The sequence below is a fragment of the Kribbia dieselivorans NBRC 106261 genome, assembly GCF_001552435.1.
GTDB classification, from domain to species: domain Bacteria; phylum Actinomycetota; class Actinomycetes; order Actinomycetales; family Dermatophilaceae; genus Kribbia; species Kribbia dieselivorans.
The window spans coordinates 1-12,862 of the sequence record NZ_BCRE01000163.1; the positions used below are offsets into that span (position 1 = coordinate 1).

13 protein-coding genes are annotated in these 12,862 nt (G+C 69.0%); 10 read left to right on the plus strand and 3 right to left on the minus strand.

The window, feature by feature from the left end; genetic code table 11:
• The coding region (locus KD1_RS12890; protein ID WP_245627407.1) for a DUF6049 family protein at positions 1–641 on the minus strand (641 nt) is incomplete at its 3' end.
• On the minus strand, positions 641–1,123 hold the full coding sequence (locus KD1_RS12895; RefSeq protein ID WP_068402532.1) for an NUDIX hydrolase: 483 nt from the start codon (positions 1,121–1,123) through the stop codon (positions 641–643). The genes KD1_RS12895 and KD1_RS12890, both read right to left, overlap by 1 nt.
• Before the next feature lie 170 nt (positions 1,124–1,293).
• Between KD1_RS12895 and KD1_RS12900 the strand changes: the two genes are divergently transcribed.
• From KD1_RS12900 to KD1_RS12940, 9 genes are all read left to right on the plus strand, one after another.
• Positions 1,294–1,968 (plus strand): prepilin peptidase, encoded by a 675-nt coding sequence (locus tag KD1_RS12900; protein ID WP_068402534.1) that lies wholly within the window; start codon positions 1,294–1,296, stop codon positions 1,966–1,968.
• Positions 1,969–2,056: 88 nt separating this feature from the next.
• Positions 2,057–2,419 (plus strand): DUF192 domain-containing protein, encoded by a 363-nt coding sequence (locus tag KD1_RS12905; RefSeq protein ID WP_068402536.1) that lies wholly within the window; start codon positions 2,057–2,059, stop codon positions 2,417–2,419.
• Between the two features lie 76 nt (positions 2,420–2,495).
• A complete protein-coding gene (locus KD1_RS12910) occupies positions 2,496–3,974 on the plus strand; it encodes a CCA tRNA nucleotidyltransferase (RefSeq protein WP_068402538.1) in 1,479 nt (492 codons plus the stop codon).
• Positions 3,975–4,261: 287 nt separating this feature from the next.
• The gene (locus tag KD1_RS12915) at positions 4,262–5,305 is read left to right on the plus strand and encodes a hypothetical protein (RefSeq protein WP_068402540.1); all 1,044 of its coding nucleotides are present in this window, start codon (positions 4,262–4,264) and stop codon (positions 5,303–5,305) included.
• Positions 5,306–5,405: 100 nt separating this feature from the next.
• Positions 5,406–5,933 (plus strand): hypothetical protein, encoded by a 528-nt coding sequence (locus tag KD1_RS12920; RefSeq protein ID WP_068402542.1) that lies wholly within the window; start codon positions 5,406–5,408, stop codon positions 5,931–5,933.
• Positions 5,934–6,156: 223 nt separating this feature from the next.
• Positions 6,157–7,599 (plus strand): hypothetical protein, encoded by a 1,443-nt coding sequence (locus KD1_RS12925; RefSeq protein WP_068402544.1) that lies wholly within the window; start codon positions 6,157–6,159, stop codon positions 7,597–7,599.
• Between the two features lie 546 nt (positions 7,600–8,145).
• A complete protein-coding gene (locus KD1_RS12930; protein ID WP_157073340.1) occupies positions 8,146–9,597 on the plus strand; it encodes a hypothetical protein in 1,452 nt (483 codons plus the stop codon).
• Positions 9,598–9,631: 34 nt separating this feature from the next.
• Positions 9,632–10,264, plus strand: coding sequence for a hypothetical protein (locus tag KD1_RS12935; RefSeq protein WP_068402548.1), 633 nt, complete (start codon positions 9,632–9,634; stop codon positions 10,262–10,264).
• Between the two features lie 3 nt (positions 10,265–10,267).
• The gene (locus tag KD1_RS12940; protein WP_068402550.1) at positions 10,268–11,305 is read left to right on the plus strand and encodes an SGNH/GDSL hydrolase family protein; all 1,038 of its coding nucleotides are present in this window, start codon (positions 10,268–10,270) and stop codon (positions 11,303–11,305) included.
• Between the two features lie 91 nt (positions 11,306–11,396).
• On the opposite strand, the gene KD1_RS12945 is transcribed toward KD1_RS12940, so the two are convergent.
• Positions 11,397–11,888 carry a hypothetical protein gene (locus tag KD1_RS12945; protein ID WP_157073341.1) on the minus strand — a complete coding sequence of 164 codons (492 nt, stop codon included), beginning with the start codon at positions 11,886–11,888 and terminating at the stop codon, positions 11,397–11,399.
• Between the two features lie 172 nt (positions 11,889–12,060).
• On the opposite strand from KD1_RS12945, the gene KD1_RS12950 reads away from it, so the two are divergent.
• On the plus strand, positions 12,061–12,862 hold an 802-nt coding region (locus KD1_RS12950), incomplete at its 3' end, for a hypothetical protein (RefSeq protein WP_157073342.1).

The following is a 12,862-nucleotide window of genomic DNA, read 5'->3' on the forward strand; positions in this document are numbered from 1 at the left end:
AGGAGGCGACGCAACCGGCTCTGCGGACCGATCGCCCGCTGCCACGCCGCGAGCCGGTCCGCGCCGGCCGCGCCGAACAGGTCCGCGTCGGCGTCGAGTGTCAGCGGCACGACCCACGTGACGCCGAGGGGTTCGTACTCCTTGGTGCGCTGCGCCGCGATGAACGTGTGGGTCGCCGCGCCGGCGCCCTGCACGCTGATCGGGACCACCCCGAAACTGCCGGAGAGGTGATCGGCCGGTCTCGCCACGGTGATCCGCCATGACCCGCGTTGACCCGGGGCGAGGGTGGACGCCAAGCGGGTCGTGCCGAGGGTGGTGCCGGTGACCGGCGCCGTGGAGGCGGCCCAGTCCCGGGTCGCGGCGCGGGTGGTCGCGGCCGGCCCGGCGACGATCGTGATCGTCGGGCGGGGCAACGGTTTGCCGGAGGAGTTGCGAATCGTGCCGCGCACGGTGACCGAGGCCCCGTCGGTGGCGACGGTGGGTGAGGCGGTCGTGACGGTGATGTCCGGGGTCGTGGCCGGTGTCACGGCCGTCGCCGGTGCGGGCTCCCCGACGGCCAGCACGCCGAGGATGACTGCGACGAACAGGCAGAACGGAGCCACCACGGCCGCGAGACGGGCCGGTGGCCGACGGCCAGGCATCAATCTCCGCCCGCCAGTCGCCGCCAGGCCTCGCGCGCGATGCGGCGTTCGTTGGGGAAGGTGAGGTGACGCGGAGCCTCGCCCAGGGGCAACCACGCGACGTCGACGGCCTCCTGGTCGGGGTCGTTCTCGATCGTCAGGTAGCCGCCGATGGCCTCGAGCAGGTAGTGGTGCACGAACTTGTGCACCCGGCGGTCGTGCGTGGCGAACCAGTAGTCGATCGTGCCGAGTTCGACGAGCACGCGCGCGGTGATCCCGGTCTCCTCGGCGACTTCGCGGGCCGCGGTCTCGGGCAGGGTCTCGCCGACCTCGATGTGGCCCTTGGGCAGGCACCACTCGAGCCGCCCGGCCCGATTGCGGCGCGCAATGACGGCGATCCGGGCCTGACCTTCGTGTACGTCGACGACCACGCCGCCGGCTGAGCGTTCTTCCACCGCGGGCAGGCGTCGCGGAGCACGCGGCGCTGGCACGGCTTCACTCATGGGGTCACTGTAGCCACGTGCGCAACAGCACGGGCGATGATGCCACGCGCCCGCTGGGTAGTCCTCCCCAGAGACGGGCCTCGGCGCTGCGGGTAACGTGCGCGGGGACATCGTCAAGGTGCGTCAGCGGGCCGGTGAACGACCGGCCCGACGCATGTACAGGGGGACGCGTGGACCAGCAGTGGATCGTCGCGGCGGTCGCCGCCGCGATCGGCCTCGGTGGCGGGTGGTGGTCGGTGCGGTGGCTCCACACCCGCGACTACCGCTACGCCGAGGAGGCAGACCTGCCGGCGGTGTCCGTGACATGGGTCAAGCCCGTGGCCGCGGTCACGGCCGGGGTGCTGGGCCTGACCCACGGCGGGACCCGACCGGCGTACGCCATCGTGCTCGCTCTGGCCTCCGTCGTGCTCATCACCCTGGCGGCGATCGATCTCGACGTGCGTCGCCTGCCCGATCGGCTGACCAAGCCGAGCATCCCGACGTTCGCGGTGCTGCTCGGCCTCGCCGCGCTCATCGACGGCGCGCTCGACCACTGGTACCGCGCGTTGCTCGCCGGGGTGGCGCTCGGAGCGGCGTACCTCGTGTTGGTCATGATCGGTGGCGGTTCGGGGATGGGCCTGGGCGACGCCAAGCTCGCGCCGACCCTGGGCATGCTGCTGGGTTACCTCGGGTGGGACTTCGTGCTGTTCGGCACGTTCCTGGGGTTCCTGTCCGGGATGGTCTGGGGCATCTGGCAGGCCGTCATCGGCCGTCAGGGGCGCAAGACGACGCTGGCGTTCGGGCCGCACATGGTCATCGGGGCCTTGTTGATGCTGGCCCTGCCCGTGGTCGGAGCGGTCGCATGAGCCGCACCGTGCTGACCGAGAAAAGTCCAAGGTCGAGGCGTTTGACTGGGCGTGGACCCCAGGTGCGCCGCGTCGAAGGGATGAGCCGATGACCCCCGACTACATGGTGTTCGGACCGGGCCCGAAGCGCCTGATCGCCGATGGGCGCGACGTCGCCGCGTGCGCGGTCGCCGACACGGCCCGCACGCGTCGGAAGGGTCTGCTCGGCACCGACGCCGTCGAGGGCGCCCTGTGGATCACGCGCTGCCCGAGCGTGCACATGATCGGGATGCGGTACCCCATCGACGTGGCCGTCGTCGACAAGGACGGGGTCGTGCTCAAGGTCGCCACGATCAAACCGTGGGTGGGGGGCACGAAGTGGCGCCTGTCCGCGTCGGCGACGATCGAGGCTCCGGCCGGTGCGATGGCGAAGTGGGGCGTGCGGGAGGGCTCGGTGCTCAGCGTCGGGTGAGGCGCTCGGCGTCCTGGCTTCCGCGCGGTGTCTCGCGCGGCGGCCAGGACCGCGGCCGCGACTAGACTGGGCGGCCATGTCCGTCACTCAGCCGCTGCCTGCCGAGATCATCGAGGGGGCCATCGCGCATCTCGCGCCGGTGCTCCCGGTCCTGACCGACCTCGGTGAGAGGTTCGCGGCCGCCGGGCACGAGTTGGCGCTGGTCGGTGGGCCGGTCCGGGACGCCTTCCTCGAGCGCGTCGCGCACGATCTGGACTTCACCACGTCGGCCTCGCCGGAACAGACCGAGGCGATCCTGCGGCCGTGGGGCGAGGCGCACTGGGACATGGGCCGCGAGTTCGGCACCATCGGCGCGCGCAAGGGCGAGTGGACCGTCGAGATCACCACCTACCGCGCCGACGCCTACGACCACGTCACGCGCAAGCCGATCGTCGCCTTCGGCGATTCGCTGACCGACGACCTCGTGCGACGCGACTTCACCATCAACGCCATGGCCCTGCGATTGCCGTCGTTGGAGTTCGTCGACCCGCACGGCGGGTTGCTGGACCTGGCCGCCAAGCGGCTGCGCACGCCGAGCGCGCCGGAGGTCTCGTTCGGCGACGATCCGTTGCGGATGATGCGGGCCGCACGATTCTCCGCCCAGCTCGGGGTCGTGCCCGCGCCGGAGGTGCGGGCGGCCATGGTCGAGCGGGCCGAGTCGATCACGATGATCTCGGCCGAGCGGGTGCGTGACGAGTTCGTCAAGACGATGCTCGCCGACGACCCGAAGCCTGGGCTGCGGCTGCTCGTCGACACCGGAATCGCCGCGTTCGTGCTGCCCGAGTTGCCGGCCATGCAACTCGAGATCGACGAACACCACCGACACAAGGACGTCTACGAGCACTCGCTGACGGTGCTCGACCAGGCCATCGCGCTGGAGAACCACCCCGGCGACGGCGTGGCGGAGGATCGCGCGGTGGCCGCGCCGGATCTTGTGCTGCGCCTGGCCGCGCTGCTGCACGACATCGGCAAGCCGAAGACCCGACGGTTCGAGCCCGGCGGGGGCGTGAGCTTCCACCACCATGAGGTCGTCGGCGCGAAGATGACCGCCAAGCGGCTGCGGGCGTTGCGGTTCGACAAGGACACCGTCAAGGCGGTGGCCACGCTGGTCGAACTGCACCTGCGGTTCCACGGGTACGGCGAGGGGCAGTGGACGGACTCGGCCGTGCGGCGCTACGTCACCGATGCCGGCCCGCTGTTGCAGCGGTTGCACCGGTTGACGCGGGCGGACTGCACGACGCGCAACCAGCGCAAGGCGGCCCGGTTGGCGCGCACCTACGACGAACTGGAGGAGCGGATCGACGCGCTCGCGGCGGCGGAGGAGTTGGGCAAGGTGCGGCCGGAGCTGAACGGCAACGAGATCGGAGAGGTGCTGGGTCTGCCGCCGGGGCCGGTGCTGGGCCGGGCGTACACGTACCTGTTGTCGGTGCGGTTGGACGACGGGCCGATCGGCAAGGAGGCCGCGACCGAGAGGCTGCGCGCCTGGTGGGCCGAGCAGCCGGAGTCGCGCGCGTAGGCGGGCGAACCGCGTGGGGGCCCTATGGCACCGCGCCACTTCGCTCACGTTGCACCACCGGGGCGCATGTTCCAACCTGCGCTGTCGTGACGTAACTTCAGCGAAGTTGAGGGCCCTGGGCCCGACCGGGTGTATGGGCCCATGACGCGGGCGTGGAGTGTCACTAGCGTCGTGGCTCGTGGGGAGATTGGCGACGCGCGCCCGGAGTAGGCGACTGATCCAGACCGAGCGAGCAGCCGGAGCCGGAGAAGTGCAAGCGCACCGAGACCGGGGAGAAGGTCACCGAGGTGAACATCTTCTTCATCAAGCTCGGCGGCAACTCGGGGTTCGTCGTCACCGAGTACAGCGACGGTTCCGTCAAGATGACCGCGACGAACGGCGCTGGGATCGGAGTGGAGTTCCCCCCGGGCGCCGGCGCGGAGGCCGGTGGCAAGAAGGGCGGCGCATCGGTCGACTTCGGCGGTGGCCTCGAGTATGGCTGGGGCTCTACCTGGAACTTCAGCAGCATGGCCGAGGCCGAGGCGTTCCGGAAGCAGTTCGACGCGTACCGCAACCAGTGGCCGTGGGAGAACAAGCCGGCACCCCGTCCCCCGGACGAGACCGTCACCAGCATCAAGGTCAATGCCGAGGTGGAGGGTGAGCTCGGCATCGGTGCCGGGAAGGGCAAGGCGAACGTCGAGGGGTCCGGCACGTGGACGACCCGCACGAAGGTGGACCAGACGCCCGACAACGGCAAGGACGACACGCTGACGACCTACACCACAGACCTCTCCATCAAGGGTGGCGCCGAGGGCAACATCGTCAACATCACCTTCGTGAGCACCGCCGAGGGCAGCCTCAAGGGCGGCCAGAAGGGCAAGGTCGAGAGCACGAAGCCGAAGGGATCCGCCGGCAGCAAGGGATCGGCGGAGGTCGGGAAGGCGGTCGTCGTGACCACCAGCCTGGACTTCGACCCGAACGACCCGAAATCGCAGCAGATCGTCAAGGACTGGCTCGGCGGCGACAACCCGAACCATGCCAACCCACTCGACGTGGTCTCCGCTCCGTTCATCAACCCCACCGAGAAGGTTGACGGAGATCCGTTCCAGAACCTGCTGTACGAGCGCGCCCAGGTCAGCACGGTCGAGTACGACAAGGTCAAGGACACCCAAGGTTTCGCTGCCGAGGTCAAACTCGGAGTCAAGCTCGGCTTCGACTTCTCGTTGGAGAAGAGTGAGGCGACGGCCGTGAACGCGACCTACCTCGGCGCTCCGGATCCCGACGGGGTGCGCCGCCCCGTGCCGTACACGAGCTGCATCACCGGCGCCGGCGGTACTGGAGGTGGCATGTGAGGGTGCTCGCCAATGGCCGGCAATCGGCTCACAACTGCAAGGATGCCCTCGACGACGTTGCCCCCCGGGGCAGCCGGGGGAACGACGAAGGAGAACAGCGATGATGACGCGACGTTCACTGATCGCGGCGATGGCCGCCGGAGTGCTCATGACGACCGGTTGCAGCGGTGGCCTGTTCAGCAAGGGTCCGGCCGACGGGTACACCCGCGAGGAGGTCGGACACCTCATCCTCGAGCGACCGTCTGGGTGGCAGGAGAGCACGCCGTCGCGAGAGAAGTGGACCAAGGCCTGGTCCGGCGACGGCATGGAGATGCAGGTTGCCGGGGAGTTCAGCGAGGACGTGGGCGCGCAGTCCACCCTGGCCCGCCTCGACCTGCCCGCGACGATGGGGCTGAAGGGGTACACCCCCGAGGGCACCGACACGATCAAGGTCGACGGCGCGTACGACGCGATTCGTCGGTACTACTCGTTCGACGCCCACGGCAAGCGCCAGGAGGGCGTGTGGATCGTCGCCACTCAGTTCCCGTACCCGAGCACGGGCGTGATCTCGATCAGCGGGGAGAACCTCGATGAAACCGTCGTTCAGCAGGTGACGGACTCGCTGAAGTGGAAGGAATACCACGACTGACGGGTACCTGAAACCCCTCATCGGTTCGAGGTATTGCGCGGGGGAGATCCGCCGCGCAATACCTCGAACCACGTGGGGCACTTGGGCCCGGACCGGGTGTGCAGGCCCATGACCCGGGAGGCACGGCGCTCCTAGGGTCGTCGGCATGGGGGAGAACAGAGCTCGGGCCGGTGTCCCGGCACGTTCGGGTGATCGAGGTGCGGGAACGCTCGAGTACATCGCGATGATCGTGGCGGCCGCGCTGGTGGCCGTCTCGGTCATCGTCGCCGCCGGCGACGGCAAGCCGTTCGCGAACACCTACTGCCAGGCAGTGGGCAAGGTCATCGGCGGCGCGTGCGCCGGCGGTGATGGACGTTCGAGGTCGCCGCAGGAAACCCCGTTCAACTACGAGCCGACCAAATGCAAGCGGCATGAACTGGAACTGACCACCAACAGTTCGGCCAAGGTTGGCCTGATCAAGATCGGCGAGAACGGTGGTCTCCTCATCAAGGAGTACAGCGACGGCACGGTCGAGATCGTCGTGACCGACGGGCGACGGGCCGGGGTGAGCGTCGGCGCCGGACCCAAGGCCGAGGTCGGCGCACATGAGCTCGGGGCAAGCGTTGATTTCGGGGGCGGTCTGAAGTTCGGCGCAGGCGCGACGTGGACCTTTGATGATGTGGCATCGGCCAACGCCTTCCTCAAGAACTTTCAGGAGTACCGGGACACCGTCATGGCTCCGAAGCGGCTCGACGCCACCCGGATGATCAAGGGCCTCATCAACCCACCTCGCCGCCTTCCGCCGCCGAACAAGGTGGAGGGCAGCGTGACATTGACCAGGGAGGTGGCCGGCTCCCTCGGACTGACGCTCAAGAGCTCCCCGTCCACCAAGGAGTCCACGGGTGCGAAGAACCCGCACGACCCAGCAGGAGCGGTCGACGGCGGTGGCATCCGCGCGACGGGCGAGGTCGGCCAGAAGTGGTTGACCCGCTACACCCGGGATCAGTCGCCCCATAACGGCAAGGACGACTCGCTCACGACATACACGACCGAGATCACCGCGAAGGGCAATCTCAGCGGCAACGCCGTGATCTATGGGGCCGGAGCCAACGGATACCTCGGTGGGTCCATGTCGATCACCAAGGATGCACAGGGCCGCATCACCAACATCACGTTCGTCTCCACCGTCCAGGGGGGAATGGAGAAGGGAGGAAACGTGCGTGTTGGCCTAGCGGGTGGCGGCGGTAAGGAGAGCGACCGGAAAGGCAAGCTCTCGTTGAAGGGTCCGAAGAAGGCGTCCGAGGCGACCGTGGTGACGACCAGCGTGGACCTCGATCCCAACGATCCCCGTCAGCAGTCGACGGCCGTGAACTGGTTGAACGGCAATCACAGCACCGTCGACTTGGCAAATGGCCTGCTGTTGAACCCGGCGCAACGCGTTCCGGGGAATGCCTTCCAGAACCTCCTTTTCGATCAGGCGAAGGTCAGCACCGTCACGTACGACAACGTCACTGACGTCCAGAGCCTCGGTCTCGAGGTCAGTATGGGCGGCGGACTCGGATTCGAGACCGGCCGCGAGAAGGCCACTGCCACGGCCACGCGCGCAACCTATCTGGGTCCGCCCGACGCGAACGGCGTCCGCCGGCCGATCAATTGGCCCGATTGCGTGACGTATGCGGGTGGGTGACCGGGCCAACCTGGGCCCGGACCGGGTGCGCGGGCCCATGACCGGGGCGGCACGGCGCTCCTAGGGTCCCCTCGGAACGGGCGCGGCATGGGTGGATCCACCGCCGGCTCCGCCCCCACCCCAGGAAACCCTCCACACCAACGCAAAGGCCAGTGCCAGCGGGACGGGCAGCACCGAAGGCAGCGCCACGGGAAAGGGTCTCCTGCTCAACCCGAGCGAACGGGTCCCGGGCGAGTCGTCCAGAACCTCCTGTTCGATCAGGCCCAGGTGAGCAGCGTGAACTATGACAACGTCTCCGATGCCGCCAGCTTCGAGCCTCGATCAAACTGGGCGTCGCACTCGGGTTCGACGTCGGGTACGACACCAACAAGGCGACCGCCACCGGCGCGACCTACTTGGGCCCACCGGACTCCAACGGTGTCCGTGCTCCGGTCGAATGGCCGGACTGCGTCAGGTAGCCCGTCGAACCCCGACCCGATGACCTTGGGCCCAGGAGGGGTGTACGGGCCCACGACGCGGGAGCACAGCGCTCCTAGGGTCGTGGGCATGGGGACAACCGTAGGCCGCAGCGCCGCACCGGCCCGTCGTGAACGCGGCGCGGGCACCTTGGAGTACATCGCGATGATCATGGCCGCCGCGCTGGTGGCCGTGTCGGTGATCGTGGCGACCGGTGACGGCAAGCCGTTCGCCGATGCATACTGCAAGGCGGTCAGCAAGGTCATCGACGGCGCCTGCTCCGGGGGCGGTGACGGCACGGGCGAAACGGAGGAAGGCAGCCCCTTCGAGTACCAGCCGGCCAAGTGCAAGGTGCGCGAGAGCAGCGAGAAGGCGAACAGCGTCGTCAAGATCGTCTTCATCGAGCTCGGTGAGAACGCCGGTTTCACGGTCACCGAGTACAGCGACGGCACGGTCAAGGTCACGGCCACCGATGGCGGCGAGATCGGCGCGACCGGTGGGGTGGGCGCCGAGGCCGAGTTCGGCAGTGGCAAGGTCGGTGCCAAGGTCGACTTCGGGGGCGGCCTGAAATTCGACTACGGCTCGTCGTGGAACTTCAACAGTATGGAGGAGGCCGAGGCCTTCCAGCAGCAGTTTCAGGACTATCAGGTCTACATGATGCAGATCACGAATCCCGATATCGGGCTGGGTGCGTTGTTCATCGACGAGGTCGACCCCCCGCCGCCCCCGCACGAGAACCTGTCGAGCGTGGCCGTGACCGGCGACGTGACCGGCAGCTTGGGTCTGACGATCAACGGCCCGAAGGGCAGCAACGCCAAGGGAGCCGGTGTCCAGGCGACCGGTGAGCTCGGGGAGAAGTGGATCACCCGAACCACGGTCGACCAGACGCCGAACGACGGCACGGACAACACCCTGACGACGTACACGACGGAGGTCAGCGCCAAGGGTGGGGTCAGTGGAAGTGCCGTGGTCTACGGTGCCGGGGCCAACGGCTACCTCGGTGGGACGATGTCGATCACCAAGGATGCGCAGGGGCGCATCACGAACATCACCTTCACCTCCACTGTCGAAGGCGGCACGGAGCACGGTCCGAACGTCAACATCGGCGGCAAGGGCGAGGGTGGCTCAGGCAGCGGCAAGGGGAAGGGATCGAACAAGTCCTCCGAGGCGACCGTGGTCACGACCAGCCTCGATCTCGATCCGAACAACGCCGACCAGCAGGCCATTGCGAGCGAGTGGCTCGGCAGCAACATCACCGACGTGGATCTCGCCAATGGGCTCCTGCTCAACCCGGCCGAGAGCGTGCCGGGCAATGAATTCCAGAATCTGCTGCACGAGCAAGCGCAGGTCCACACCGTCACCTACGACAACGTCAGGGACGGCCTGACCTTCGGCCTTGAGGTCAAGCTCGGTATCGCCCTCGGCTTCGAGGTGGGTTACGAGAACTCCGAGGCCACTGCCACCAGTGCCAGCTACCTCGGAGCGCCGAACGCGAACGGCGTGCGTGAGCCGGTCGATTGGCCGGAGTGCGTGGGCGGCTGAGGTCGACCTGGTCGACACCTCAAGGGAGAGTGACATGACCACGACGCGACAGATCCTTGTGGCCGCGCTGGCGGCCGCCGGAGTCCTGATGACCGCAGGCTGCGGTGGGCGCACCGACGCCGCCGCGACCGATCCACCGGGCGACCAGGCCCAAGGCAGGGCTGGATCCCTGCTCATCGAGGCCGACGACCTGCCCGACGGGTGGCGGGACAGCAACGTCGACGAGAGCGGATTCCGCACGACCATCTGCGGGGTCGACCTCGAACCGGTCGAACCACTCGCCGGGTCCCACGTACGGTTCTCCCAAGGACCGTTCGGGCCCTTCCTCGAGCAGCACGTGCGGGTCTACGCCGACGCGGGCCAGCCGGCCGCCGTCGCCGCCGACCTCGCCGCCGCGATCGAATCGTGCGGCACGTACACGGCACAGGGCACCCGCCCGGACAGCCCGACGCAGGTCGTGAGGGTCCGGCCCCTGACGGTCTCCGGCCTGCCGGCCGGGTCGGCGGCCTTCCGACAGACCGCCCAGGGCGGGGACCGCCTCACCAACGACATGGTCTTCGTCCCCCGCGGCGACGCCCTGGTCGCGTTCGTCTCCTACGCCGTCAAGGGCACTCCGGACGCCAAGGTCCTCGACGCCGCGCTGGCGGCCCTGCCGAGCGGGGATTGACCCATGCGGCCCGCAGTCTCGACCCGGCAACGCGGCGCCAGCACCCTCGAGTACGTGGCCATGACGGTCGCGGCGGCCCTGGTGGCCGTCGCCGTCATCGTCGCGACTCCCTCCCTCGGCTTCGGCCAGACGTTCGCCAACGCCGTCTGCACCGTCCTCCAACGAGACTCCGGATGCACCCTCGGTCAGTGGGGTGGGCCGGCGCCCGAACCGACCCCGCTCGAGCGAGCGACGAAGGGACGGTACGTCGCCCTGGGCGACAGCTACTCCTCCGGCGAGGGCGCGTGGGATTACACCGACGACACCAATCGCGAGAACAACAACTGCCACCGCTCGAACAACGCGTACTCCCAGATCCTCGGGCGCACGAACACCTTCGAGGGCGGATCGACGTTCGTCGCGTGCTCCGGAGCCGTGAGTGGTCATCTCGAGGGGAAGAACGGCCCGAAGAAGGGCGACGAGGGGCCACAACTCGACGCCCTCGGCGACGACGTCTCCCTCGTGACCATGTCGATGGGCGGCAATGACATCGACTTCGCCGGGGTGGTCACCGACTGCATGATCAATGGCGCCCGCGGGGTGTCGTTCGTCGAGAAGTGCCGCGACAAACACGACGCGCGGATCAAGCGGGAACTCCCCGAGCTCAAGAAGAAACTGATCGCGCAGTACCTCGAGATGAAGAAGCGCGCCCCCAACGCGCGCATCGTCATCGTCGGCTATCCGCAACTGTTCGAGGACAACCCCGACGACAACCACCGCAACCTCCTCTTCAAGGAGGACCAGGTCTGGATGAACGAGAAGGCCGCGCAGTTGAACGCGATGTTGCGTGAGGCGGCAGCCGAGGCCGGAGTCGAGTTCGTGGACCCGACGAACGCCTTCCGTGGTCATGGGTTGGGCAGTGACGATCCGTGGATCAACGACCTGTCGTTCGGTGGGCCGGGTGTCTCCCGGTTCGACTACTCCGCCAGCTTCCACCCCAACGCCGCCGGGCACGAGGCGCTGGCCAACGAGATCCAGCGGCAGCTCGAACGACCCCGGTGAGGTCGACGGGGCTCGCGAGGGGCGCAGGGGAGCACTCCCCACCACGGGTCGGGGAGTGCTCCCCTCGGGTCGGTTCGGAGCGTCGAGCGGCTCAGATCGAGCGCGTGCGCGGGTTGACCAGGGCCGCCAGACCCAGGGCCAGCAGCCCGCCAACGAGGAACGCGAGCGGGGTGCGGGAGGGGCTCAGGTTCGTGGGAAAGAGCCACAACGTGTCCGTCTGGGCACCCGGCGAGCGCAGGCAACGCAGCGTCTCCCCGTCCGCGGTGTCGCCCACGACGACGACCGGCACGTACTGCGATCCGTCCTTGACCCGCGACCCGGCGGTGGCCCGATCGGGGTCCGTGGCCACCGATCGCACACCGTCGGGCCCCGTCAGGCTGCAGGAATACGCCGTCGGGGCCGGCGGGTCGCCCTCCTTCGGGACCGGGGCGTAGACGCTCATGTCCTTGCCGAACCACCCCGTCGCGGGCATGGCCACCCGCTCCCCGACCGTGAACGACCGCTCCGCCGGCGGGGGCACCTGCCACGCGTACAGGCCCACGGCCAGCAGGGCCAGACCGAGCACGGCACTGGCGATGCTCACCACGAGACCGACCCGTCGACTCAACCGGGCGTCGGTGCTCCTAGCGCGTCGCGAGCGTGAGGTCAAGGGGGAGTCCTGCCGTTGCATGGCCTCCAGCATGCCGGAAACACTCCAGATGTCCGAAGGGACCACCACCGGGTGAACCGGTGACCGAGCTGATGGGGGGATGTCGATGACCCGCTGGGTTGTGGCCGTGATGGCCGGAGAGGTGCGCGAGAGCGTGCTGGAGTCGTGGACGACGTCCACCGATCAGGTGCTCGTCGTGCGCACCACCGACGCGGTGGAGGCGGCCACCCACCTGGCGGCGCTACCGGGCACGCATGTCTTCCTCGTGGCGCGTCCGGCGCGGCACGCACTGCTGCACCAGACGAGTTCGCTGCTCTCCGCGCTGCGCCCCGAGGTGGCCGTCGTGCGGTTCCCGACGACGGCGGCGACCGTGACCGCCGCGGCGGTCGCGACCACGATCGCCCCGTTGGGGCTGGACCCCAATGCCGCGGCGACACTGCTCGAGCAGGCCCTCGCCGGGGCGCACAGCGGCGCGTGGGTGCCCAAGGTCACCGGCCTGGAGTTCCCGCAACCCTCGGTCGGGCAGCACCTCGGCGGGATGTTCTCCCGCGAGGGGTTCGTCGCCGCGCTCACACCGACCCCCGCGGTGACCCGGCCGGCCGGCATCGCGCCGGCGCCGTTGGGTGACCACGTGCTGCTCAGCGGCCCCGACCTGCCGCCCGCCGTGCTCCACACGTTGCAGCAGGCGTACCGCGTCGGCCAGCACGTCACCGTGCCGGCCATCGGGGTGGGGCGCGAGGAGTACGGCGCGAACGGAGTCGAGTTCGTGCTCCTGCCGCCGGCAGCGCGGCTTCACCCCGGGCCGGCCTTGGGTGCGTGCCGTGAGTGCGGGCTGCCGCTGTACGGCACGCCGCGCTGCCCCACCTGCCGGGTCATGCACCAGCCGAACGCGCGCCCCGCAGTGGCCG